Source organism: Kaistia defluvii, from assembly GCF_026343955.1.
In the GTDB taxonomy this organism is placed as follows: Bacteria; Pseudomonadota; Alphaproteobacteria; order Rhizobiales; family Kaistiaceae; genus Kaistia; species Kaistia defluvii.
The window spans coordinates 748,659-773,329 of record NZ_JAPKNI010000002.1 but is presented as its reverse complement, the minus strand read 5'-3'; the positions used below and the strand labels follow the sequence as shown (position 1 = coordinate 773,329).

The 24,671-nt window shown below is 64.6% G+C and carries 23 protein-coding genes; 16 read left to right on the top strand and 7 right to left on the bottom strand.

Going from position 1 to position 24,671, the window contains the following annotated elements; translation table 11 throughout:
* The first annotated feature begins 275 nt into the window (after nt 1-275).
* The 11 genes from OSH10_RS07875 to OSH10_RS07825 all read left to right on the top strand — a co-directional run bounded on the left by OSH10_RS07875 (nt 276) and on the right by OSH10_RS07825 (nt 11,985).
* Complete coding sequence (locus OSH10_RS07875) at nt 276-1,997, top strand: IlvD/Edd family dehydratase (RefSeq protein WP_266331101.1); 1,722 nt, start codon at nt 276-278, stop codon at nt 1,995-1,997.
* A gap of 23 nt (nt 1,998-2,020) precedes the next feature.
* On the top strand, nt 2,021-2,683 hold the full coding sequence (locus OSH10_RS07870; protein ID WP_266331100.1) for an RraA family protein: 663 nt from the start codon (nt 2,021-2,023) through the stop codon (nt 2,681-2,683).
* A gap of 75 nt (nt 2,684-2,758) precedes the next feature.
* Complete coding sequence (locus OSH10_RS07865; RefSeq protein WP_266331099.1) at nt 2,759-3,799, top strand: ABC transporter permease; 1,041 nt, start codon at nt 2,759-2,761, stop codon at nt 3,797-3,799.
* Between the two features lie 65 nt (nt 3,800-3,864).
* The gene (locus tag OSH10_RS07860) at nt 3,865-4,845 is read left to right on the top strand and encodes a substrate-binding domain-containing protein (RefSeq protein WP_266331098.1); all 981 of its coding nucleotides are present in this window, start codon (nt 3,865-3,867) and stop codon (nt 4,843-4,845) included.
* A 39-nt stretch (nt 4,846-4,884) separates the two neighbouring features.
* Nucleotides 4,885-5,658 (top strand): ATP-binding cassette domain-containing protein, encoded by a 774-nt coding sequence (locus OSH10_RS07855; protein ID WP_266331097.1) that lies wholly within the window; start codon nt 4,885-4,887, stop codon nt 5,656-5,658.
* Nucleotides 5,659-5,850: 192 nt separating this feature from the next.
* Nucleotides 5,851-7,119: an ABC transporter substrate-binding protein gene (locus OSH10_RS07850; protein WP_266331096.1), complete on the top strand. Its 1,269-nt coding sequence runs from the start codon at nt 5,851-5,853 to the stop codon at nt 7,117-7,119.
* A gap of 73 nt (nt 7,120-7,192) precedes the next feature.
* Nucleotides 7,193-8,125 carry a carbohydrate ABC transporter permease gene (locus OSH10_RS07845; protein ID WP_266331095.1) on the top strand — a complete coding sequence of 311 codons (933 nt, stop codon included), beginning with the start codon at nt 7,193-7,195 and terminating at the stop codon, nt 8,123-8,125.
* Nucleotides 8,118-8,996 carry a carbohydrate ABC transporter permease gene (locus tag OSH10_RS07840; RefSeq protein ID WP_266331094.1) on the top strand — a complete coding sequence of 293 codons (879 nt, stop codon included), beginning with the start codon at nt 8,118-8,120 and terminating at the stop codon, nt 8,994-8,996. The genes OSH10_RS07845 and OSH10_RS07840 overlap by 8 nt, the downstream gene beginning before the upstream one ends.
* Before the next feature lie 12 nt (nt 8,997-9,008).
* Nucleotides 9,009-10,112 carry an ABC transporter ATP-binding protein gene (locus OSH10_RS07835; protein ID WP_266331093.1) on the top strand — a complete coding sequence of 368 codons (1,104 nt, stop codon included), beginning with the start codon at nt 9,009-9,011 and terminating at the stop codon, nt 10,110-10,112.
* Between the two features lie 36 nt (nt 10,113-10,148).
* The gene (locus OSH10_RS07830) at nt 10,149-11,129 is read left to right on the top strand and encodes an NAD-dependent epimerase/dehydratase family protein (protein ID WP_266331092.1); all 981 of its coding nucleotides are present in this window, start codon (nt 10,149-10,151) and stop codon (nt 11,127-11,129) included.
* Between the two features lie 67 nt (nt 11,130-11,196).
* Nucleotides 11,197-11,985 carry an SDR family NAD(P)-dependent oxidoreductase gene (locus tag OSH10_RS07825; protein WP_266331091.1) on the top strand — a complete coding sequence of 263 codons (789 nt, stop codon included), beginning with the start codon at nt 11,197-11,199 and terminating at the stop codon, nt 11,983-11,985.
* 98 nt (nt 11,986-12,083) lie between these two features.
* Here the strand turns inward: OSH10_RS07825 and OSH10_RS07820 are convergent, their stop codons facing one another.
* The 4 genes from OSH10_RS07820 to OSH10_RS07805 all read right to left on the bottom strand — a co-directional run bounded on the left by OSH10_RS07820 (nt 12,084) and on the right by OSH10_RS07805 (nt 16,442).
* A complete protein-coding gene (locus OSH10_RS07820; RefSeq protein WP_266331152.1) occupies nt 12,084-13,121 on the bottom strand; it encodes an aldo/keto reductase in 1,038 nt (345 codons plus the stop codon).
* A gap of 287 nt (nt 13,122-13,408) precedes the next feature.
* Nucleotides 13,409-14,053 carry a ThuA domain-containing protein gene (locus tag OSH10_RS07815; protein ID WP_266331090.1) on the bottom strand — a complete coding sequence of 215 codons (645 nt, stop codon included), beginning with the start codon at nt 14,051-14,053 and terminating at the stop codon, nt 13,409-13,411.
* A gap of 29 nt (nt 14,054-14,082) precedes the next feature.
* Nucleotides 14,083-15,183 carry a Gfo/Idh/MocA family protein gene (locus OSH10_RS07810; protein ID WP_266331089.1) on the bottom strand — a complete coding sequence of 367 codons (1,101 nt, stop codon included), beginning with the start codon at nt 15,181-15,183 and terminating at the stop codon, nt 14,083-14,085.
* Nucleotides 15,184-15,224: 41 nt separating this feature from the next.
* Nucleotides 15,225-16,442, bottom strand: coding sequence for an ROK family transcriptional regulator (locus tag OSH10_RS07805; protein WP_266331088.1), 1,218 nt, complete (start codon nt 16,440-16,442; stop codon nt 15,225-15,227).
* 200 nt (nt 16,443-16,642) lie between these two features.
* Here OSH10_RS07805 and OSH10_RS07800 point away from each other — a divergent pair, with 200 nt between their 5' ends.
* From OSH10_RS07800 to OSH10_RS07790, 3 genes are all read left to right on the top strand, one after another.
* Nucleotides 16,643-17,911 (top strand): ABC transporter substrate-binding protein, encoded by a 1,269-nt coding sequence (locus tag OSH10_RS07800; RefSeq protein ID WP_407660688.1) that lies wholly within the window; start codon nt 16,643-16,645, stop codon nt 17,909-17,911.
* Nucleotides 17,912-17,999: 88 nt separating this feature from the next.
* The gene (locus OSH10_RS07795) at nt 18,000-18,902 is read left to right on the top strand and encodes a carbohydrate ABC transporter permease (protein ID WP_266331150.1); all 903 of its coding nucleotides are present in this window, start codon (nt 18,000-18,002) and stop codon (nt 18,900-18,902) included.
* 85 nt (nt 18,903-18,987) lie between these two features.
* On the top strand, nt 18,988-19,809 hold the full coding sequence (locus OSH10_RS07790; RefSeq protein ID WP_266331149.1) for a carbohydrate ABC transporter permease: 822 nt from the start codon (nt 18,988-18,990) through the stop codon (nt 19,807-19,809).
* 55 nt (nt 19,810-19,864) lie between these two features.
* Here the strand turns inward: OSH10_RS07790 and OSH10_RS07785 are convergent, their stop codons facing one another.
* Together OSH10_RS07785 and OSH10_RS07780 are read right to left on the bottom strand one after the other, a co-directional pair.
* Nucleotides 19,865-20,947, bottom strand: coding sequence for a glycoside hydrolase family 130 protein (locus tag OSH10_RS07785; RefSeq protein ID WP_266331087.1), 1,083 nt, complete (start codon nt 20,945-20,947; stop codon nt 19,865-19,867).
* Nucleotides 20,944-21,702, bottom strand: a complete 759-nt coding sequence (locus OSH10_RS07780) for an HAD-IIB family hydrolase (RefSeq protein ID WP_266331086.1) — start codon at nt 21,700-21,702, stop codon at nt 20,944-20,946. The genes OSH10_RS07785 and OSH10_RS07780 overlap by 4 nt, the downstream gene beginning before the upstream one ends.
* Nucleotides 21,703-21,967: 265 nt before the next feature.
* Here OSH10_RS07780 and gnd point away from each other — a divergent pair, with 265 nt between their 5' ends.
* Nucleotides 21,968-23,101, top strand: a complete 1,134-nt coding sequence (gnd, locus tag OSH10_RS07775) for a phosphogluconate dehydrogenase (NAD(+)-dependent, decarboxylating) (protein ID WP_266331085.1) — start codon at nt 21,968-21,970, stop codon at nt 23,099-23,101.
* A 3-nt stretch (nt 23,102-23,104) separates the two neighbouring features.
* Nucleotides 23,105-23,728 (top strand): HAD family hydrolase, encoded by a 624-nt coding sequence (locus OSH10_RS07770; RefSeq protein WP_266331084.1) that lies wholly within the window; start codon nt 23,105-23,107, stop codon nt 23,726-23,728.
* A gap of 58 nt (nt 23,729-23,786) precedes the next feature.
* On the opposite strand, the gene OSH10_RS07765 is transcribed toward OSH10_RS07770, so the two are convergent.
* Nucleotides 23,787-24,551, bottom strand: coding sequence for an SDR family NAD(P)-dependent oxidoreductase (locus OSH10_RS07765; RefSeq protein ID WP_266331083.1), 765 nt, complete (start codon nt 24,549-24,551; stop codon nt 23,787-23,789).
* Nucleotides 24,552-24,671 lie beyond the last annotated feature (120 nt).

Here is a 24,671-nt window from a genome sequence, read left to right as displayed (position 1 = left end):
CGGCGGAATCCACGGGGCTCAAGCCTGTCGACCCGTCCGTGCCGCCCGGGCGGGAGTCGCTGCCCCGTCGCCTTTATCGTCATACTAAACGCTCGGCGGCAGCGTCGGAAGCGGCTGCAGAAAAGCGAAAGTTGCCGCATTTTCTAAATTGACTCTCGGGCTCTTCGCCGCTTAGCATTCACTTTAACGATACATATAAATGTGTCCACATGGTTCAAAAATTGAACCAACCAGGGAAACCGGACCGCAGGGTTCGGGCAGAGGAGAATGGTCCGATGAGCGAGCGCAAGCCGCTTCGGAGCGCGCGGTGGTTTGGCCGCCCCGACAAATATGGCTTCTATGCCCGTAGCTGGATGCGCAACCAGGGCATTCCGTCCGAGATGTTCGACGGCCGGCCCGTGATCGGCATCTGCAACACCTGGTCGGAACTCACCCCGTGCAACGCGCATCTGCGGCAGCTGGCCGAGCATGTGAAGCGCGGCATCCTCGTTGCCGGCGGCCTGCCGCTCGAATTCCCCGTGATGAGCCTGGGCGAAACGCTCGTCCGACCCACCGCCATGCTCTACCGCAACCAGGTCAGCATCGACGTCGAGGAGACGCTCCGCGCCAATCCGATCGACGGCGTCGTGCTGCTGGCCGGCTGCGACAAGACCACCCCGGCGCTGCTGATGGGCGCGGCCAGCGTCGACCTTCCGACCGTCCTCGTCTCCGGCGGGCCGATGCTGAATGGCCGCGTGCGCGGCAAGCAGGTTGGGTCGGGAACCGACGTCATCCGCTTCGCCGAAGCCGTCCAGATCGGCACGATGAGCCAGGAAGAATTCTACGAGGCCGAAGCCAGCATGAGCCGCTCGCCCGGCTCCTGCATGACCATGGGCACGGCCTCGACCATGGCAAGCCTCGCCGAAGCGATGGGCATCGCCCTCCCCTACAATGCGACCTGGCCGGCGGTCGACAGCCGCCGCGCGGTGCTGGCCGAAAAGTCCGGCCACCACATCGTCGATCTCGTCCGCACCGACGTGCCGATGTCGAAGATCGTGACGCGCGAGGCGCTGGAAAACGCCATCGTCGTCAATGGCGGCATTGGCGGCTCGACCAATGCGGTCGTGCATCTGATCGCGCTCGCCGGACGGCTCGGCCTCGAGCTGACCCTCGACGATTGGGATCGCCTCGGCCGCGTCGTCCCCTGCCTTCTCGACCTGATGCCGTCCGGCCAGTTCCTGATGGAAGAGTTCTGCTATGCGGGCGGGTTGCCGGCGCTGATGAAGGAATTGAAGCCGCTGCTGCATGGCGGCTGCATCACCGTCGAAGGCGCCACCATCGCCGACCGGCTGGACGAGGCCGAGTGCTTCGACCGCACCGTCATCCGGACGCTGGAAGAACCGTTCAAGCCGCTCGGCGGCATCGCCGTGCTGCGGGGCAACCTCGCTCCCTCCGGCGCCGTCATCAAGCCGTCGGCCGCCTCGCCCGAACTGATGAAGCATCGCGGCCGCGCCGTCGTCTTCGAGAACATGCCGGACTTCAAGAAGCGCATTGATGATCCGGATCTCGACGTCGATGCCGACAGCATCCTCGTGCTGAAGCATGGGGGGCCGATCGGCTATCCCGGCATGCCGGAGATCGGCAACATGCCGCTGCCGAAGAAGCTTCGCGCCGCCGGCGTGCTCGACATGGTGCGCATCTCGGACGCGCGCATGAGTGGGACGGCCTTCGGCACCGTCGTGCTGCATGTCGCGCCGGAGGCCGCGATCGGTGGCCCGCTCGCCCTGGTGCGAAACGGCGACTTCATCGAACTGGATGTCGAGGCGCGCAGCCTGAATCTCGACGTTTCCGAGGCCGAACTCGCCCAGCGCCGGGCCGAATGGACGCCTCCCCCTCCCCATTACGACCGCGGCTATGGCCGGATGTTCCTCGACAACGTCCAGCAGGCCGACCGTGGCGTCGACTTTGGTTTTCTCGTTGGCGGCAGCGGCCATCCCGTGCCCGCCGAATCCGCCTGATCGCTCTAGTTACAGGATCTTTCATGACGTCTACTGCCCCCCTGCCCGAAGGCTGGAACAAGCTCTACGCCGCCGTTCTGTCGGATGCGCTCGATGCCGTCGGCGTCACGACGCAGGCGATGCCGTCCCGGATCCGGCCGCTCGACGACACGCTGGTGCTCTGCGGTCGCGCCCGCACCGGCATCTACATGGAAACCGCCCATGTCGACCCGGACGTCAACCCGTATGAGCTGGAGATCAAGCTCATCGATGATCTGAAGCCGGACGACGTGGCCATCCTCGCCTGTGGCGGTTCCGGCCGCATCGCGCCTTGGGGCAGCCTGCTCTCGACCGCTGCGGTCGGCCGCAAGGCGGCCGGCTGCATCACGGACGGTTTCGTGCGGGACATCAAGACGATCCGCGACCTGAAGCTGCCCGTCTTCCATGCCGGCATCGCGCCACTCGATTCCAAGGGGCGCGGCCAGATCGCGGCAATCGACGTTCCCGTCATCTGTGCCGGCGTACGCGTCTGCACCGGCGATCTGGTGTTCGGCGATGCCGATGGCGTCGTGGTGATCCCGCAGGCGGTCGAGGCCGAGGTTCTGCGGATCGCCTTCGACAAGATCGCCAGCGAGGACAGCTCGATGGACGACCTCCGCAACGGCGCATACCTGCGCGACGTCTACGAACGCCACGGCGTCCTCTAGGTCGTCGAGGGTCGCGTTTTCTACACGCGAACCGGTAACCACTTCGCTCGAAAACGCTCCAAGCGGAAAAAGACCATGGCCATGCAAGCTTCGCACGATCCATCTGCCGCCAGCCTGCGGCTTTCCCTGAGCCGGCGTATCTTCGCCGTCGAAGGCATGGCCATCCTCGCGGTCTTCGCGCTGCTCATCGCGATCTTCATGGTCACGGCGCCGCAGACCTTCCTCAGCTACCGGATCTACATGACGTTCCTCGCGAACGTGCCGCCGCCGATGATCCTGGCGCTCGGCCTCACCTTCGTCGTGGTGGCGGGAGAGATGGATCTCTCCTTCCCCTCGATCGTCGCCTTCTCGAGCTATGTCTTCGCCATCCTGTTCAAGAATTACGAACTGACCTGGCTCGCCTTCGCGGCGGCGCTGATGGTCGGCGTCATCCTCGGCTTCGTGAACGGGTTGATCGTCACGCAGCTTGGCATCCCGTCGATGATCACCACGCTCGCCACGCTGTTCCTCTATGGCGGCCTCGTGGTGATCGTCTCCAACGGCCTGACCGTCGCCGTGCCGTCCGTGACCGACACCGTCATCCACTCGGTGTTCGCCGGCCGGATCGGCGTGCTGCCGGTGCAGGCGCTCTGGGCGCTCGCCGTCGCGGTAGCGCTCTGGTTCATCCTCAACCGCCACCGCTTCGGCGAGAACGTGCTGTTCATCGGCGACAATGCCCGGGTCGCGCATGTCGTCGGGATCCGGGTCGATCGCGAGAAGCTCAAGATCTTCACGCTGATGGGCCTGCTCTCCGCCTTTGCCGGCATCCTTCTGACACTGGAGACCACCACCTACTTCTCCTCGCAGGGCATGGGCTATCTGCTGATCGTCGTGGCCAGCGTGTTCATCGGCGGCACGTCGATCTTCGGCGGCTCCGGCACCATCGTCGGCACCGTCGTCGGCGCGCTGATCGTCGCGATCATCGAGGCCGGGCTGGTCGCCAGCGGCGTGCAGGGCTTCTGGACCCGCTTCCTGATCGGCGTCGTCTTCCTGGTTTCCGTCACCCTCAACATGGCGCTCGAGGATCCCGATCGCGTTCCGCTCTTCAAGAAGATCCGGATGCGGCTGCGACGTTGAGGCAAAACGACCTCGACGCGTTTCAATAAAGAAAACAAGCACCTGACAGACAAAGGGACCACAACATGATCACAAGGCGTTTCCTTCTCGGCGCGGCCTGCGCCCTCGGCATGACCGGCATGCTCTCCGGCACGGCGCTTGCCGCCGAGCCCGTGCTGACTGGCGAGGGCATGACCATCTATTTCCAGATGGGTGGCAATTCCGGCGACCCGACCACCCTGGCCCGCGAACTCGGCGCCAAGGCGGCCGCCGACATGCTCAAGGTCAAGCTCATCAACCAGTATGCCGGGTGGGACCAGCAGAAGATGCTGGAACAGGCCAACCAGGCGCTGGCCTCCCAGCCCGATGCCATCGTCGTCATGGGTCATTCCGGCACGGACTCGATGAAGCGCTTCCTGAACGAGGCCAAGGAAGCCGGCATTGTCGTCGTCACCAACAATACCCGCCTGCCGGGCACCGACCTCAGCTATTTCGGCCTCGACAACTACGAGGCTGGCCGCGTCTTGGGCGAGAAGATGGTCGCCGCCGGCCTGAAGAAGGGCGACAAGGCCGTGATCTACGGCACGTTCGAACAGACGGCACATGCCGACATCTCGCGCGGCACGATCGAGGAATTCGACAAGGCCGGGGTGGCCTATGACAAGCTTCAGTGGTCGAACGAGGCCGTACAGGATCCCTCGCTCGCCGTGCCGGTTCTCGCCGCCTATCTCGAGAGCCATCCGGATGTGAAGGCGATCGCGGTTCCCGGCCATGGCGGCATCACCGCCATCCTCGCCAAGGTCCTGGACGCAGCCGGCAAGGCGCCGGGCTCCGTCATCACCGGCGGCTACGACATCTCGCCGGCTTCGATCGATGGCCTGAAGAAGGGTTACGTCACCGTCGTCGTCGACCAGCAGCCCTACCTCCAGGGCTTCATGCCCGTCGTCGCCGCGGTGCTGCAGAAGCGCTACGGCCTGGCCGGCCTGATGCTGAACACCGGCGGCGGCGTCGTCACCAAGGACAATGTCGAGGCCATCGCGCCGCTGGTCGAGGAAGGCGTTCGCTGAGTTGCAGCGGACCCCGCCCCTCTTGAGGAGATGACAAGCATGCAGGCCGAAAACGGCGCGACCGATCTGGTGCGGATGGTCAACATCCAGAAGCACTACGGCAAGGTTGAGAGTCTCAAGAACGTAAACCTGACGATCGGGCGCAACGAGATCGTCGGCCTGATCGGCGACAACGGCGCCGGCAAATCGACGCTCATCAAGGTGATGACGGGCGTCGAGGCGCCGACCGCCGGCCAGCTCTTCATCAAGGGCAAGGAAGTCGAGGCCGGCGGCCACTCGGTCCGCCAGGCCCAGGACTTCCGGATCGAGACGGTCTACCAGGACAAGTCGCTCGGCGAGAAGCAGCCGCTGTGGCGCAACTTCTTCGTCGGGCGGCCGATCACCAACCGCTTCGGCTTCATCGATGTGAAGGCGGAGAAGCGGATCGCCGAGCAGATCATGAAGTCGACCATCGGCTTCCGGTCGCGCGGCATCAGCGTCGACTCGACCGTGGGCAAGCTGTCCGGCGGCGAGAGACAGGGCGTCGCCATCGGCCGCGCCATGCATTTCGACAGCGACCTGATCATCCTCGACGAACCGACCGTCGCGCTCGCCATCAAGGAAGTGCGGCGGGTGCTCGACTTCATCCAGTCGATCAAGGCCGGCGGACGCTCCTGCATCTATATCGAGCACACGCTCGCCAATGTGCATGAAGTCGCCGACCGGCTGATCGTGCTCGACCGCGGCGAGATCGCGCTCGACACGCCCAAGAGCGCCTTGAGCCTCAGCGAACTGACAGAGTTCCTGCTGTCGCTGCATCGCGTCCGCCATTGAAGACAGGCGGCGGCCTCGGCCGCCGCTGACCCAAACCCGGCCAACGGACGACCGCCCTGCCCACCGGCAGGACGACGGGCCGTTCATGCCTGAATCGATCGAGGCCACGACCTCCAAAAGCAAGAAGCCAGAGAACTGGTCCCGATTGAACGCGACGTTCCAGAACTGCGATCAGAGGGAAAGGGAAGTTCCATGAAAATCTTGTCCGGTATCCGCAAGGGGATACTCGCCGGGGCGGCCGCCGCCCTGCTGGCATCGGTGCCGATGACCGCTTTCGCCGAGCAGATCACGCTGCGCGTGCCGAGCTGGTGGTTCGGAGAGCCCGGCAACAAAGTCTGGATGGAGAAGGTCGTGCAGGCCTTCATGGATGAAAATCCGGACATCAAGGTGGAAGGCTACAACGTCGCCTATGGCGCCTATGCCGACCAGATGCTGCTGGAAATGGGCTCCGGCTCGCCGCCGGACGTCATCCACCTGCTGAACATGAATATCGGCGATTTCCTGCGCAACGACCTGCTGCTGCCGCTCGACGGCTACGTCGCCAAGAGCGACATCAGCAAGGAAACCTACAGCCCCGCGCAGTTTGAATCGCCGCTGATGGTGGATGGCCATACCTACGGCGTCATCCAGATGGTCGCGAACTACGTGCCGTTCTACAACGAGACGATCCTGAAGGCGGCCGGCTACGACAAGTTCCCGGACAATCCGAAGGACTTCCTCGAGCTTGCCAAGAAGACCACCAAGGCGCCGAACCAGTTCGGTTACGCCGCGATGGTCAAGCCGGGCAGCTACATCCAGACCTATATGGACGTGGCGCAGTGGGTGATCGCCAATGGCGGCCATTTCGCCATCGACGGTAAGCCGACGGTCGACGATCCCCGCAACATCGAGGCGATCTCCATGTTCAAGGAGCTCTTCGATGCCGGCGTCATGCCGCGCGACGTCGACAAGTCGACCTACCGGCAGATGTGGTGGCAGGGCAAGGTCGGCACGTTGTTCGACGGCTCCTGGATGATGGGCTTCGCCAAGGCCGGCAATCCCGAGATCGTCAAGGACCTGCGCACGGCGCCGATGCCGTGGCCTGGCCATCGCACGGCGGCGGCGTTCCAGCTCTGGGCGATCCCGAAGGATGCGCCGCATCCGGACGAAGCCTTCAAGCTGATCGAGTTCATGCAGAGCGCCAAGTGGCAGAAGGAGATGGTCGCCATCACCAATGCCGTGTCGCCGCGCCTGAACAGCATCCCGGACGGCTATCTCGAAGCCAATCCGTGGTTCGCCACCTTCCAGGAAGCCTCGGACAAATACGCCGTCTCGATCATGCCGGCCGGCCTCGAGCTCTATGGCAACGAGGTCCTGAAGATCATCGCCGATAAGGTCGAAGAGATCCTCTACAAGAACCGCCCCGTCGCCGAAGCCATGGCCGAAGCCCAGGCCCAGGTCGTCGCCCTCGTCAAGAACTGACGCAGCGCCTTCCGGGCGGCGGCGCGAAAGCCTCGTCGCCCGGATCCTTCCCCTCTCCAGACGAGCGTGGTCCATGGCCCTCACCCAGACATCCGCCCGCGTCGCGGGCGTGAGGACCGTTCATTATGCCGACAGCCAGGATCGCTGGCTGCCTGCCGTGATGGTTCTTCCGTTTCTCCTCGCCATAACGGCGTTGGTGATCATTCCCCTGCTTTGGGGAATTCGCATCAGTTTCACCAATAGCCGCATCATCGGCCGGGCCTTCACAGAGGCCTTCACGCTCGCCAACTACCAGTCGGTCCTAACCGATCCCGACACGTGGCACTCGCTGTATGTCACGGCCGTTTTCTCGCTCGGCACTGTGATCGGCAGCATCGCCCTCGGCCTCGTCACCGCGCTGGTGCTGACCCGCGCCTTTCCCGGCCGCGGCATCGTCCGCACGCTGATCATCCTGCCCTGGGCCGTGCCGCATGTCGTGGCGGCGCTGATCTGGCAGTGGATGTACAACCCGAACTACGGCGTCGTGAACTACGCCATTGGCTGGATCCCCTTCGTGACAAGCCAGCCGAACTGGCTGAGCGATCCGAACCTGGCGCTTCCCGCGATCATCATCCTGAACATCTGGAAGACCTATCCGTTCGCAACGCTCGTCCTGCTCGCGGGCCTGCAGTCGATCCCCGACGAACTCTACGAAGCGTCCGAGATCGACGGCGCCGGACCCGTGCGCCGTTTCCTCGACATCACCTTACCTGGCCTCAAGCATGTGCTCGCCATCGTCGTGCTGCTGCTGACGATCTGGAGCTTCGGCAACTTCGTCTTCATCTTCCTGATGACCCAGGGCGGCCCGGCCGGCGCCACCAACACATTGGTCGTGAAGGTCTATTTCGAGGCGTTCCGCTTCTTCCGCGCCGGTCCTGCCTTCGCCATGGGATCGCTGCTGCTGCTTGTCGCGGTGCTGCTGACACTGGCCTACGCCTTCATCGTGCGGAGAGGTAAAGATGCGTAACGCCCCAAGCGCCCGCCACGGCGAGGCCTTCCTGCCGAACCTCTCGCGGATCGCGGGACGGCTGGCCCTCGCCGCCCTCATCCTGATCCTCTGCGCGATCGCGGTCTTCCCGTTCTACTGGATGTTCGTGACCTCGATCCGGCCCTCCGGCCAGTTGTTCGCCTATCCCCCGGAGATGCTGCCGAGCGCCAACTCGGTGTTCTCGACCTATGTGACGATCTTCCAGGATACGGCGCTCGGGACCTGGCTCTGGAACAGCATCCGCGTCGCACTCGGCACGGCGATCCTGGCCTCCTTCATCGGCGCGATGATGGCCTATTCCCTGTCGCGCTTCCGCTTCCAGGGCCGCGGCTTCACGGAATATCTGCTGCTCGCGACCCAGATGTTCCCCGGCATCCTGCTCGCCATGCCGATGTATGTTCTGTTCAGCAAGATCGGCCTGCTCAACAGCCTGCCGGGCCTCACCGTCGCCTACCTGGCGCTGCTGGTTCCCGTCGCGACCTCGCTGCTGAAGACCTTCTTCGACGGCATCCCGGTCGCGCTGGAGGAAGCCTCGCTGATCGACGGCGCGTCGCGGATCGGAACCTTCTTCCGCATCACGCTGCCGCTGTCGCTGCCCGGCCTCGCCTCGACCTTCCTGTTCTGCTTCATCATCGCCTGGGACGAATATCTCTTTGCCCAGATGTTCGTGCGCCAGCCGGGAAACTGGACGGTTTCCGTCGGCCTCGCCTCGTTCAGCGGCGAATACGTCACCCCCTGGGATCAGGTCATGACCGCAGCGACCATCGTCACGCTGCCGGCCGCCATCGTGTTCCTTTTCCTGCAGCGATACCTCGTCCACGGCCTGACGGCCGGCGGCGTCAAAGGTTGATCGGAGACCCTCATGAGCACCGCCCGCCTGGAACAACTCTCCAAGCAATATGACGGCCACCTCGCTGTCGACCGCATCAATCTCGACATTGCCGATGGCGAATTCGTCGTCTTCGTCGGCCCGTCGGGCTGTGGCAAGTCGACGACGCTGCGCATGATCGCCGGTCTCGAACGCGCCACCGGCGGCGAGATCTGGATCGACGGCAAGCCCGCCAACCATGTCTCGCCGCGCGACCGCGACATCGCCATGGTATTCCAGAACTACGCGCTCTATCCGCACATGACCGTGGCGCAGAACCTTTCCTATGCGCTGCGCCTGCGCAACTGGTCGCGCGCCGATATCGACCGGCGCGTCACGGAAGTCGCGCGCTCGCTGGATCTCGCTCCCCTGCTCCACCGCAAGCCATCGCAGCTTTCCGGCGGCCAGCGCCAGCGCGTCGCGCTGGGCCGCGCCATCATCCGCGAGCCAAAGCTCTTCCTGATGGATGAGCCGCTTTCCAATCTCGACGCCAAGCTGCGGGTGCAGACTCGCGCGGAGATCACGCGCCTGCAGCGCTCACTCGGCATCACCACGATCTACGTCACGCACGACCAGACCGAGGCGATGACGATGGGCAACAAGATCGTCGTCATGAATGGCGGCCGCATCCAGCAGGCCGACACGCCGCAGCAGCTCTACCAGCACCCGGCCAATACGTTCGTCGCGCAGTTCATCGGCACGCCGCCCATGAACCTGCTGCGCTGCCGGCTCGAACCGCAGGATGGCGCGATCGTCGCGCGCGGCGCGGGCGTGAACATCCCGATCCGCCTGGAAAGCCTGACCGTGCTGCGCCCCAAGATACGGGACGGCGAATTCCTGATCGGCTTCCGCCCCGAGGACATCGTCATGGATCCGGGCGCCGCGGGTAATGGCGTCACCGGCTCGGCCGACGTCATCGAGGGGCTCGGCCATGAGTCCCTGGTGAGCGTGAAGGAAGGCGAGAACGCCTTCATCGCCCGCATGTCGCCGGAGAACGCCGCGCCGATCCGGCTCGGCGACCGGCTCTCCTTCTCTGTCAATCCGGACCGGCTCCGCTTTTTCTCCGCCGAAAGCGGCGAGGCAATCCGCGTCCCGTAGTCCCTGAAGTTTGACCGCTCAAAGAGGAATGAGACCATGAAGACGTTGATCACGGGGGCCTCCGGACGGGTGGGCCGACAGATGGTGGCGAGCCGCCAGGCTCTGGGCGACAGCGTGCGCGCGCTGGTGCTGCCGGGCGATCCCGGCCTCGATGGCCTGAAGGATGCCGGCGTCGAGGTGATCGTCGGGTCGCTCACCGACAAGGAAGCCGTCGAGCAGGCGGTGGCCGGCGTCGACATCATCGTGCATCTCGCCGCCGCCATGCTGTGGGAACAGGGCGCCGACCGCGAACTGTTCCAGCAGAACATCGCCGGCACCTTCAACCTGTTCGACGCGGTCGTCTCGCAAAAGGTCAAGCTGCAGCGCTTCTTCATCGCGTCCAGCGACGAGGTCTATCCGTCGCTGAAGGCGCTCTATTCGCCGATCGACGAGCGCCATCCGCAGCAGCCCTACAGCTTCTATGGCCTGACCAAGGAGATCGACGAGCGACTGGCGCTCTATTACCACCGCTCGCATGGCGTTCCGGTCACCATCGCCCGCTTCGCGCTGATCGCGCGTTCCGAGGAGATCCGGCGGCCGAGCGGCTGGTCGGGTCGCTTCCTGTTCGTCGAGCCGATGCGCAACCTGTTCACCGCGCTCGGCCGGCCCGATGCCGTCGCGGCGCTCGATGCGGCCAAGACCGGCCCGGAGGACACGCTGCTTCTCGCGCTCGACGAGGACGGTATCCCGTACGAATTCCACTTCTGCGACGTGATCGACCTGATCGGCGGCATCAATCTGATGCTGAGCGACATCTCGGCGGTTGGCGAGATCTTCAATCTGAGCGGCCCCAGCCCGTTCTCCTACAAGGTCGCCGTCGAAGCGCTGCACAAGACCTTCGGCTTCCCCTATGTGGAGGTCCGCATTCCGGGTCCTGCGATCCGCGCCAGCCACGAGATCGCGAAAGCCAAATCGATCCTCGGCTACAAGCCGGTCTACGACATCCAGAGGATCATCGAAGAAGCCGCCAAGGCCTGACCGCCTTCCCATAGGCCGGTCGTCTTCGGGCGGCCGGCCCATCTCCTGATCCCCTCGAGACGATGCCATGACAGACGACCACGCGGCCCGCCCTTCCGGCATCGCCACCTATCCGAGCTTGAAAGGCCGCGTCGCGCTGATCACCGGCGGCGGCAGCGGCATCGGCGCGACCATCGTCCGCCGCTTTGCCGAACAGGGCTGCCGCGTCGCCTTCCTCGACATCGCCGAGGAAACCTCGCGGGCGCTCGTGGCCGCGCTGGCAAAGGATGGCCTCAGCGCCCATTTCGAGAAGGTCGACATCACCCGGGTCGACGAGATCCAGGCGGCGATCGCCCGGATGCGCGCGGCGCTGGGGCCGATCACGATCCTCGTCAACAACGCCGCCAATGACGATCGGCACAAGCTCGACGACGTGACGTCGGAATATTGGGACTGGGCCGTCAGTGTGAACCTGAAGCACCAGTTCTTCTGCGCCCAGGCCGTGCACAAGGACATGGCGGCGGCCGGCGGCGGCGCCATCATCAACATGAGCTCGATTTCCTACCTGATGGGCGCCGCCGACAACGACGCCTATCTGAGCGCCAAATCCGCCGTCATCGGCCTGACGCGCGGGCTGGCTCGCGAGCTTGGCCCAGAGAATATACGTGTCAATTCCGTGCTGCCCGGCTGGATCATCACCGAACGGCAGCGCCGGCTCTGGCTCAACGCCGATGGCGAGAAGCGCATCCTGGAGCGGCAGTGCCTGAAGCGGCAGCTCGACGCCGACGACATCGCGCGGCCCGTACTGTTCCTCGCCTCCGACGAGGCCGGCGCCTGCACCAACCAGAGTTTTATTGTCGATGGTGGCTGGGTCTGACGCGCACACGCCCTTGCCGAAACGAAAAACGGACCCGATCGGGTCCGTTCTTCTTTTGAGTATCGCTCCGGAACGGAGGGATCCGAGCCGACTCCGGCCTATGGCAGCGCCGGGATGAGGCCTTCGGACTCGAGTGTCGTCCAGAGTTCCGCGGGAATGTCGCGCTCGAACCATTGGACATTGCCCTTCACCTGCGCCGCCGTCTTGGCGCCGATGGCGACGACGGTCGCGGCCGGGTGGCGCAGCGGATACTGGATCGCGGCGGCGGGCAGCGGCACGTCGAAGCGGCTGCACACGGCCTCCAGCTTCTCCACCCTGGCCAGAACCTCGGCCGGGGCGTCGACATAGTTGAACTTCTTGCGGCCCGAGGTCGATGCCAGGATGCCGGAGTTGAACACGCCGCCGATGACGAGATCGACCTCGTGCTTCAGCGCCAGCGGCAGAAAGGTCTCGGCCGCGTCGTCGTCGAGCAGGGTATAGCGGCCGGCGAGCAGGCAGATGTCGAGATCGGCCTCCTGCATGGCGTCGCGGATCACCTGCCATTCGTTGACGCCAAGCCCGAAGCCGGCGATCAGGCCGGCGGCCTTCAGCTCGGCCAACGCCTTGAAGCCGCCGCCCTTGGTCAGCGCACCCCAATGATGATCGTGCAGTTCGCCATGCGTGACGCGGCCGATGTCGTGCACGAACAGGATGTCGAGACGGCCAAGACCGGTGCGCTGACGGCTGTCGTCATAGGAGCGCAGGATGGCGTCATAGGAATAATCGAACACTTCGCGGAACGGCAGGCCGTTGTTCCAGCCGGAATCGAACTCGTTCTTCGGCGGCTCCGGCGGCAGGACGCGGCCGGGGCGGTCGAAGCTCATCAGCCGGCCGACCTTGGTGCTGACGCGAAACGACTCCGGATCCTGCTCGCGCAGGAAATGGCCCGCCAGATGCTCGGCGCGGCCAAGCCCGTACATCGGCGCGGTGTCGAAGTAGCGCAGGCCCGCGTCCCACGCCGCCTGCATCGCGCCTTCGGCATCGGCAAGCGGGACGGAAGCGTAGAGGCCGCCGAACGGGGCCGTGCCAAGTCCGAGCAGGGTCAGGTCGATATTGGAGCGCTTGAGGTGCTTCTTGTCGGAGGCTTTCATCGGTATCGTCCTAGGTCAGAGATGGGCACGAATGTTGGCGCAATTCGTGCCGCCGCTTCTTCGGCAGCCTCGGGTCCACATGGATGTCTGGGAGATCCCGGCGACCGTCCTGAAATCCGGCGCGTGCGAATCAGCAGGCTGGCGCAGCGTCACCCGTCATGGGACGCGAGAATGGACATGCCGACAAGAGCCACAAAGCCACCTCGCCTGATATTTTAGATATCTATCGATGAAAGCCCGCAGAGATCTTTCCCGCCGCGACCGGCCTCCGGTCGCGGCGGGAAAGAGGGTCGTCAGCGCGCCGCCCAGAGTAGGCCGCGACGCATGATCGTGTTCATCTCCGGCACGTCGAACTCGCTCGCGACATGGCCGAGCGACGAATAGAACACCCGTCCCTTGCCATGCTTCCGCTTCCAGACAACCGGCATGACGACGCCATCGATCCAATAGGCGTGATCGCCGGTGAAGGTGGTCGTTGCCAGAACCTCGTTCGAGGGGTCGACATGCATGTAGTAGTGCTCGGAGCGATAGGGGAAGCGGGTCGGAATGCCTTGCATGATCGGGTCGTCCGGCTTGGTCACATCGACATGGTAGTCGATGATATTGCCCGGATGGGCGACCCACTGGCCGCCGACCATGAACTGGTATTCGACCGCCTCGCGGAACGCATCGCCCATGCCGCCATGATAGCCGGCAAGGCCGACGCCGCCCTCGACCGCCTTGGTCAGGTTGAGAAGCTCCTCCTTCTCGATCTTCGACATCGTGTAGATCGGCACGATCAGGCTCATGTCGGCGATGGCCGGATCGGCGAACGCCTCGGTCGAATTCTCGAGATAGACCTTGAAGCCTTCCTCCTCGAGCATCCCCGCGATGATGTTGGCGCCCTGCTCCGGCTCGTGGCCGCTCCAGCCGCCCCAGACAATCAATGCCTCGCGCATGGTCTCACTCCCTCTTGAATTGGTTTGGTTCAGCCGATCGCACCGATGGCGACGCCAACCGGCAGCGCGGCCGGGCGTTCCGGGCGGCTCTCGATCGTGATGTGCTCGCCCGTGTCGGACGAGCGCTGGAATGCCTCCATCACCTCCAGCGCATGGAAGGCGAGGTCGCCATTGGCGCGGTGCGGCCGGCCGGTGCGGATCGCCTCTGCCATGTCGGCGACGCCGATGACGCGGAAATTGCCATCGGCATAGCCATGCTGGGTCGGGACGGTCTGCCAGTCCTCCGAGGCCGTCGCGAGCTTGATGTCGCCGCCAAAATGGTTGGGATCCGGCACGAGGATGGAGCCTGCCGAGCCGTAGAGCTCGATGGGGCTGTGCTGGTGGCGCGGCACGTCGAAGCTCATGGCGATGGTGACGACCGCGCCGGAGACGAACTGCATCGTGCCGGCGACATGGGTCGCGACCTCGACCGGGATCTTGGTGCCGTTCAGCGGTTCGCTGGTGACGAGGCGCTCGTCGCGCAGCTTGGTGGCGACGCCGGCCACGCGGGCGACGGGACCGAGCAGGTTGACCAGGTCGGTGACGTAATACGGTCCCATGTCGAGCATCGGCCCGCCGCCATCGAGATAGTAGAAGCCGGGATTGGGGTGCCACCGCTCATGGCCGGGGCACATGAAGAAGGCGGTGCCGGCGATCGGCGTACCGATGGCGCCCTCGTCGATCAACTTGCGGCTGGTCTGGTGCGCGCCGCCGAAGAAGGTATCCGGCGCGCTGCCGAGGCGAACGCCCCGGGCCTTGGCCGCCTCGACCAGCTTCCGCGCCTCGCCCGTGGAAATGCCGAGCGGCTTTTCCGAGTGCACATGCTTGCCCGCCGCGACGACCTGCAGGCCGACTTCGACATGCGCCTTGGGGATGGTCAGATTGACGATGATCTCGATCGACGGATCGGCCAGCATGGCCTCGATCGACATGGCGGCGAGGCCAAACTCCGTCGCGCGCGCCTGCGCCGCGTCGGCATTGAGATCGGCGACGCCGCGAATGTCGAGGATCGGGAATCCCGCCGCCGCCTTCAGATAGGCCGCGCTGATATTGCCGCAGCCGATGAATCCAATTCCTACCCGTTCAGCCATCTCGCGCTCTCTCCCAGATGCGATTCTTGTGTCGTCGGTCGTCAGCGATGGACGACCGGTCCCGTGGTGTTCCAGGGCGCGCCATAGAGGTCGCGAAGCGTCATCGCGGCCGCGCCGCGCGCCCAGATGTCGTCCTGCCAGTGGTGGACGACGATGTCGGAAACATCCGCGAGGCTCGGCGGCAGAAGTTCCGCCACCGTGCGCCGGATCGGCCCAACCAGCGCATCGCCCGCCTCCAGCGCCGCCCCCGCCATGATGACCTTGGGCGGCGCGAACAGGGTGATCAGGTTGGCGATCGCGAAGCCGAGCGCGCCTCCGGCCCGCTCGAGCAAGGCCAGGATTCGCGGCTCCCCCTTCTCCGCGAGTTCCAGGATCTTCTCCAGGCCGCGACCGAGCCGGAAGGCATGCTCATGCTCCTCGCCGGCCAGGATTTCGCGTGCCTCGGCGACGAGGCTCGCCTCGGAGGCGGCGCTGGCCAGCCGGGTCGAGCCATTGCCGGCCGGAGGACGCACCATCAGGTCGCCGAGGTCCGGGCTCAGGCCATTGGCACCGCGAAACAGCTCGCCATTGTGCATGATGCCGAGGCCGAGACCGAGCTCGACGGAAATGACGAGAAAATCATCGAGGCCACGGGCCTGGCCAAACCAGTGCTCGGCCAGCGTGACGAGATTGACGTCGCTGTCGATCGTCGCCACGACGCCGCCGAGCCGGTCGGTCATTTCAGCGGCAAACGGCACGTCGCGCTCGCCGAAGATCGGGCTGGCGCGGCACACGCCGGCCATCCGCTCGACGACGCCGGGCAGGCCGACGCAGACACCGGAGATCTGCTCCATGGCAAGCCCGGCATCGGCAACGCAGCGGCGGATGCCATCCTCCACCAGATCGGCGATGACCGACACCGACTGACGCTGCAGGCGGATCGGCAGCACCAGGCTCGACAGCACGTCGGCACGGAAATTGGTGGTCGCCACGGTGATCTGGTCGAGCGCCAGCTTGACGCCGACCACATGCGCGGCGGCCGGGTTCAGTTCCAGCATGACACGCGGCCGCCCCCGCGCCGCGTCGCGTATGCCGCCCAATTGCTGGGTGATGATCAGGCCGTCATCGAGCAGCGCCGCCGTGATCGCCGAGACGGTCGTCGCCGACAATTGGGTGCGGTCGGATATCTCGACTCGCGAAATCGGGCCGAACCGCCGGATCGCGTCCATCACGTGGAAGCGATTGATGGCGCGCATCAATTCGGGATCAGCTGTCTTCATTTCCAGGGAGCCATTTATTCCGGGTCAGGCAGTTATTCACACTGCGGAGGGAAGCTGTCAACGCAAGATTCCGCGCTGCAGCGCAACAAATAAGAGCTTCTCTTGACAGGCGCCCCCGATCGAGACCAGATTTAATCCGCATTGTTTATTAAACGAGCGCCGGTGGGAGGAAACAGCCGGGCCGTCTGGGAGGACAACCGATGAAGTTCAGAACGCTCTTCGGCGCGGCGATCGGCCTTGCGCTTTCCGCCAGCACCGCCATGGCCGACGTTACGGTCAAATGGCTGCACCTGGAAACAGATCCCGTCACGCTGTCGGCCTGGGACGACATCATCAAGCAGTTCGAAGCGGCGCATCCCGGCGTCAAGGTGCAGACGCAGTTCCTCGAGAACGAGGCCTTCAAGGCCAAGCTGCCGACGCTGCTGCAATCGAAGGACGCGCCGCATCTCTTCTTTTCCTGGGCGGGCGGCGTGCTGAAGGCACAGGCCGAGACGGGCGCGATCAAGGACCTGACGACCGAGATGCAGGCCGATGGCGGCAAATGGGAAAAGAGCTACAACCCGGCCTCGGTCGCCGGCCTGACCTTCGACGACAAGATCTGGGCCGTTCCCTACAAGATGGGCACGGTGTCGTTCTTCTATAACAAGGAACTGTTCAAAAAGGCCGGCGTCGACGCCGACAAGATCCAGACCTGGGACGATTTCCTGGCCGCCGTGAAGACGCTGAAGGACGCTGGCATCGTGCCGATCGCGGGCGGCGGCGGCGAGAAATGGCCGCTCCATTTCTACTGGAGCTATCTCGCCATGCGCAATGGCGGCAAGGAAGCCTTCGATACCGCCAAGGCCAATGGCGGCGATGGCTTCAAGGCCGAGCCGTTCATCAAGGCGGGCGAGCAGCTCAAGGCGCTGGGCGCGCTGGAGCCGTTCCAGCCCGGCTATCTCGGCACCAAGTGGCCGCAGGCGCTCGGCGCCTTCGCCGACGGCAAGGCCGCGATGATCCTCGGCTTCGAGGCGACCGAAAAGAACCAGGCCAACCAGGCTGCCGACGGCAAGGGCCTTGCCAGCGACAACCTCGGCCGCTTCGCCTTCCCGATCGTTGCCGGAGGCGCCGGCAAGGTCACCGACACGCTTGGCGGCCTCAATGCCTGGGTCATCAGCAAGGACGCGCCCAAGGAGGCCGTCGAATTCGCCGCCTTCCTGACCAATGTCGACAATGAGCGGCTGCAGGCCGAGAAAGGCATCATGATCCCGGTCGCCATCGGCGCCGAGGATGGCGTCAAGGATCCGCTGGTGGCGGAATCCGCCAAGCAGCTCGCCGCCTCGACCTGGCACCAGAACTACCTCGACCAGGACCTGGGCCCGGCCGTCGGGCGCGTCGTCAACGACGTCTCCGTCGAGATCGTCGCAGGCCAGATGTCGCCCGAGGATGCCGCCCAGCAGATCCAGGACGCCTGGGAACTCGAACAGTAGTTCCCCAAGCCGTCCGTCGCCGCCGCGGGTCCCTCACCGCGGCGGCGGATCCTTTCCAGCTGGAGAGCCCGGGCCGATGAGCCAAACGATGATCGCCGCGCCCGCACAAGGCCGCGCGGGCAGACCCAGGACCCGGGGCACCTTGCCCGTCCTGATCCTGTTCCTGCCGCCTGCCCTGCTGGTCTTCACCCTCTTCGTCATCCTGCCGATGGGAGAGGCAGCCTGGTACAGCCTCTATGACTGGAACGGCTATGGCCTGCCCGAGAAATTCATCGGCCTGAAGAATTTCGAACTGCTCTACCGCAATGGCGCGTTCCGCCAGGCGCTGATTAACAACGGGCTGATCATGCTCGTCTCGATCGCGATCCAGATCCCGCTGGCGCTCTGGCTGGCGACGATGGTGTCGCACCGCATTCCGGGCGCCGTGTCGTTCCGGCTGATCTTCTTCATGCCCTATGTCCTCGCAGACGTGGCGGCCGGCCTGATCTGGCGCTTCGTCTATGATGGCGATTATGGGCTGTTCGCGGCCATCGCCTCGTTCTTCAACGTCGCCTCGCCCTATGTGCTGGCCGACAAGAACCTGGCCATCTATGCCGTGCTCGGCGTCATCGTCTGGAAGTATTTCGGCTTTCACATGATGCTGTTCATCGCCGGCCTGCAATCGATCGACAAGAGCTATTACGAGGCGGCCGAGATGGACGGCGCGACGCGCTGGCAGCGCTTCCGCAACATCACGCTGCCGCTGCTGGCGCCGACGATCCGGCTCTCCGTCTTCTTCTCGGTGATCGGCTCGCTGCAGCTCTTCGACATGATCATGCCGCTGACCGGCGGCGGGCCGTCGAACAGCACCCAGACCATGGTCACCTTCCTCTATTCCTACGGCATCACCCGGATGAAGGTCGGCTTCGGCAGCGCCATCGGCGTCGTCCTGTTCGTCATCTGCATCACGCTGGCCTTCGGCTACAAACGGATCTTTATGCGCAATGACTGATCAGACATTCATCGCCGGAAAGCCCGTGGCCGCGAAGCCGGCCGTCGTCACGCGTCCGCGCCGGGAAGTCTTCTCGAAGCACCGGATGAGCTTCGTCACCTGGCTCTATCTCTATGCGAGCCTGTTCATCGTGGCCGCGATCGTGCTGTTGCCGCTGCTGACCACCGCGATCGGCGGGTTCAAGACGCTGGGCGATTTGCGCGTTAATCCGTTCGGCCTGCCCTCGCAATGGATCTGGTCCAACTACCTCGATATCCTGGGCAGCGGCCGCTACTGGCAGATGCTGGCCAACTCCATGATCATCGCGGTGCTGACGGTGGTGCTGACCCTCGCCGTCGCCTCCATGGCCGCCTTCACCTTCGCGCATGTGAAATTCTTCGGCTCGGGCTTCCTGCTGAACTACTTCCTCATCGGGCTGATGTTTCCCGTCGCGACCGCCATCCTGCCGCTGTTCATCCGCATCCGCGACCTCGGCCTGCTCGATACGTACTGGGGCGTCGTCCTGCCCCAGGTCGCCTTCGGCCTCGGCATGAGCATCATGCTGTTCCGCAAGTTCTTCCAGAACGTGCCGCATGAACTGTTCGACGCGGCGCAGGTCGATGGCTGCGGCTACATCGCCTATTTCTGGCACGTCACGCTGCCGCTCTCGCGGCCGATCCTGGCGACCGTCGGCATCGTCGCCTTCGTGAATTCCTGGAACAACTACATCATGCCGCTGATCCTGCTGAACACGGATGCGAAATATCCCTGGCCGCTCGGCATCATGGTCTATCAGGGCGAATACTCGACCGAATGGCAGCTCGTGCTCGCCTTCATCACCCTCACCATCCTGCCGACGATCATCGTCTTCTTCGCCGCCCAGAAGCATATCGTCGCCGGACTCACGGCAGGCGCGGTGAAGGGATAGAGAGCGAAAAGGGGCGCGGGCCGAAGCCCGCGCCGGCTCGGACACGGGACTGCCCTCACGGCGTCAAGGGTGGCAGTTCCTCCGGCACATCGAGGCGCGCCACGCCGATCCGGTCGTCGGCCATGCCGTAATAGACATCGAAGCGATCAGGCAGGCCCAGATCGTCACGGCGATCGATGCCGGTTGGGAAGACGACGGCATCGACGGCTCCCTCCAGTTCCAGCGGACTGTCGGGGACCAGGATTGGCTCCGGCGAACGATACACAATCCGGTTGGGATGCCCCTGCGAGAGGATCATCGCGCCCGCCGAATAGTGCATCTTCCGGCCGGAGGGGCTCGGGTGGGTCATATCGCCGACGCCGTGATAGATCATCAGCCAGCCATGCCGGCAAAGGGTGGGCGGAGCGCCGCCGCCAATCTTCAGACGCTCCCAGACGGCCTCCGGGCATGTCAGCTTGTGATGCTCGACGAACTCGCCGAGTTGTGGCTTGTCGCCCCCATTGCCGAGCCGGCAATAGGAGATCCAGATGCACTCGCGATCGGTGTCCAGCGGTTTTGATGCCGGCTGATGGATCGTCTCTTCCGGGCGGGTGCCCGGAAAGAGGGGCCTGTGAATCAGCCCCAGCGTCGGCCGCCCCATCGGATCCGGGACCAGCGCGCTGAACAGGCTCGCATCCTTGTCGTCGACGCCCTCGAAGTCGATGCCGTGATAGGGACGGAAGGTGGCGAGCCCCAAGCGCGTCCAGTGAAACAGGTCATCGGAAACGGCAATGGCGATGCGCGGACCACGCGGCGACAGCGCGGTGTAGGTCATGACGTACTGACCCAGCGCCTCGACATAGCTGATGCGCGGATCCTCGCAGCCCCCGCCGCCATCGGGGCGAAGCTCGTAATCGGCCTCGGGCTCGAGCGCGACGCCCATGCGCTCGACATCCCGCGGGTCGCCCTTGGCATCGAACAGCACCCGGGCAATTCCAATGCGGGAATAATTCCCCTTCGCGACGAGGCGGGGAAACAGATAGAGCTCCCCGTCCTTGCCGCGGATGACAGCCGGATTGAGGACGCCCTCCGCCTCATTGGGCTCGCCTTGCAGCGGCTGCATGATCATGCCGAGCCGCTTCATTTTGAATGCGGTCACGACGGGCTCCCGCTCTCCATGCAGGCAAGGAAGGCCTCGATGACGCGCTTCGTCTCCTCGGGATCGCGAACGCGGATCGAGACGACGCCGGCCTCCTTGGGCGGGTAGTCATTGCCGCCCGGAAAGATCGCGTCGCCGACGAAGACCATGTCCGGGATCGCGATACGCAGGATTTCGCGCAGCTTGTGAATGCCATAGGCCTTGTCGATGCCGGGCTTGGTCACGTCGATCGAGGTAGCGCCACCGAGATTGACCGAGAAGCGCGGAATCATCGGCTGGAGCACTTCCTTCAGCCGATTGCGCTTGCTGAAATCGGGATCCCAGCTCTTCTTTTCTTCCAGCGGCGCCTGCTGGCCCAGCGCGGAAAGGGTGATCTGGCTGCCACGATCCTCGATCAGTTCCCCCCAATGCCTGGACGGACGCAGCCCCGTCTCATCCAGCGCGCGGTTGAGCGCATCGATGATCTGCTGCTTGTCCGCCTCCGAGAAATCCTCGGCATAGAGCTTCGTCCAGCCGCCGTCATACCGGTAGAACTGCGTGCCGCATGTCGGCAGCAGGGAAAGGTCCTTGAGCCTGTCATCCTGGGGAAAATTGCGCAGGAACTGGCTTTCAAACTGCGGCCAGGCGCCGCCGGAGATCACCGCCACCTTGGCAACCGCCAGCAGGCGAACGAGCAGGTCCGCCATTTCGGGATCGAGCGAGGATTTGCTTTCGGCGAGGGTGCCGTCGAGATCGAAGACTGCAAGCTTCTTCATGATGGTTCCGGTTCGTCCTTTCGACACGCGCTGCCGCTGGGACTACGCACGACAATGCCGGGCAGGAACCCTGCCCGGTCCGACATCAACGGCTCGGGCGAGGCGCCCGTTCCACGCGGCGTGAAATTCAGCCAGCGGCATAGCCGCTATCCCTAAGGAAAATCACGGCAACAGACCAGCGCTCCGCCGAACGTCGTAAAGGCTTGCACATGACTCGATAGGATGGCCAGCCTACACTCGGGTGACGCAAGCTCTATGTCTCCCGATGTCGCCTCCCCCGGACAGAGAGACGACGAGCCCGAGGCTCCCGAGCTTTCTCCCTCCCTGCCAAGCTTGCCCATCAACATTCTCGCGAGGAATTCCTGAAATGCAGATTGGTGTAATCGGACTGGGCCGCATGGGCGGAAACATCGCACGCCGCCTGATGCGGGCCGGACATCGCTGCGTAGTCTACGACCGCAATCCCACGGCGGGCGAGGCCCTGGCGATCGAGGGCGCGATCGTCGTCCGGTCGCTGGAGGGGATGGTTTCGTCGCTGACCGAACGGCCCCGCGCCATCTGGCTGATGCTGCCTGCCGGCAAGATCACCGAGGACACGATCCATGAGCTGGAAGGCCTTGTCCAGGCGGAGGACATCCTGATCGACGGCGGCAACGCCTTCTACAAGGACGATATCCGCCGGGCCCGCCACCTCGCGGAAAAGGGCATCCGCTATGTCGATTGCGGCACCTCGGGCGGCGTCTGGGGGCTCGATCGCGGCTATTGCATGATGATCGGCGGCACCAAGGAAGCGGTCGAGCATCTCGACCCGATCTTTGCGACGCTCGCTCCGGGCCTTGGCGACATCCCCCGAACGCCGGGCCTCGGCGAAGCCGTCTCGCGGGCCGAACGGGGCTACATCCACACCGGACCGGCCGGGTCCGGCCATTTCGTCAAGATGGTGCATAACGGCATCGAATACGGGCTGATGCAGGCCTATGCCGAGGGCTTCGACATCCTGCGCAACAAGGATTCGACCGAGTTGCCGGAAGACGAGCGCTTCACGCTCAACATCGCCGAGATCGCCGAAGTCTGGCGGCGCGGCAGCGTCATCACCTCGTGGCTGCTCGATCTCGGCGCCGCCGCGCTGGCGCGCGATCCGCAATTGCAGGAGTTCTCCGGCTTCGTGCAGGATTCCGGCGAAGGGCGGTGGACGGTTCAGGCCGCGATCGAGGAATCGGTTCCCGCGGACGTGCTCACCGCGTCGCTCTTTGCCCGCTTTCGCACCCGGATGGAGCTTCATTTCGGCGACAAGATGCTCTCGGCGATGCGGTTCGGCTTTGGCGGCCATCTCGAGGCCAAGCCGCCGATCGTTCCGCTGGCGCCGACCCGCGCCGCCTCGTCCGATGCGGGAGAGTGACCCGTGCCGGCACCTTCGGGGATCACCACCCTCTTCCTGGACATTGGCGGCGTGCTGCTGACCAATGGCTGGGACCACACCTCTCGCCATCGCGCCGCCGAAACCTTCGGGCTTGACTGGGAGGCGATGGAGGCCCGGCATCAGGCGCATGTCGACGCCTATGAGAAGGGCCGCCTCAGCCTCGACGATTATCTTACCCAGGTGATCTTCAACGAGCCGCGCGCCTTCAGCCGGGAGTCGTTCTGGCAGTTCATGTGCGCGCAGTCGCAGCCGGATCCCGGCATGCTGGCGCTGTTTCCCAGGCTCAAGCAGCGCCATGGGCTGAAGCTGGTCGCGGTCAGCAACGAAGCGAAGGAACTGAATGCCTACAGAATCGAGACCTTCGGCCTCGACCGCCTGTTCGATATCTTCATCTCGTCCAGCTTCGTCCATGTCCGCAAGCCGGACATCGATATCTTCAAGATCGCGCTCGAGGTCTCGATGACCCGGCCGGAGCAGGTGTTCTACGTCGACAACACCGGCGAATATGTCGACCTCGCCGCCGGCCTCGGCATTCGCGGCCTGACGCATACGGATCTCGCCTCGACCGAGAACGCTCTGGCCACGGTCGGGCTTGTCGCGGAGTAGCTGCCGGAACCAAAGCAGGCTCCCCCCTTTCCGACGGCGGACGGGGGGAGAGCCTGTCTCAGTGAAAGATAATGCCCCCGCAGACGTTCAGCGCCTGGCCGGTGATGAACGAGGCGTCGTCCGAGGCGAAGAAGGCGACGGCGCCAACCACATCGTCGGGGTATCCGAGCCGGCCCATGGCCGTCTTGTCCTTCACCGCCTGTAGCGCCGCGGCGTCGCGATAGTTGTTGCGGCCCATCTCAGTATCGATGATCCCCGGGCAGACGGCGTTCACCGTGATGCCGTCCCTGGCGACTTCTTGCGCGAGGATATGGGTGAAGCTGATGACCGCCGCCTTGGACGAGCAATAATGCGCCTGCAATGGGGCGCCGCGCTTGCCGCCGATCGAGGCGATGTTGACGATGCGGCCCTTACCCGCCTCGCGGAATTGCGCGAGCAGCGCCTTGCAGACCAGGAACGTGCCCTTTGTGTTGACGTCATACATGCGGTCCCATTCGTCGGGCGCGATGTCGTCGACCAGCGCCAGCGACAGGACACCGGCATTGTTGACGAGCACGTCGATATGGCCGGCGATCGCCCTGGCCTCGGCGACGAAGGTCTTGACGGATTCGGGATCGCTGACGTCGCCGAAGACGAGGTCGCAGCGGCCGCCGGCGTCGCGGATCAGCGCCTGGGCTTCCTTCAGTTCGGCTTCCTGCCGGGGAATGTCCATCGCCACGACATGGTAGCCCTCGGCCGCGAAGCGCAGCGCGATGGCGCGGCCGATGCCGCGCGACGAACCGGTGACGAGAACGGACTGGCCTTCGCCTCTCCTGAGGATCACGATCGTCTTCCTTCTTCAGCAAGGGGGATGAGGGGCGCCAACGCGACGGTGACGCCGGAACGTCGGGACAAGCCATCCCGCCCGGGCAGCAGAGCTGTCTGCCCGACATCGGCAAGGATG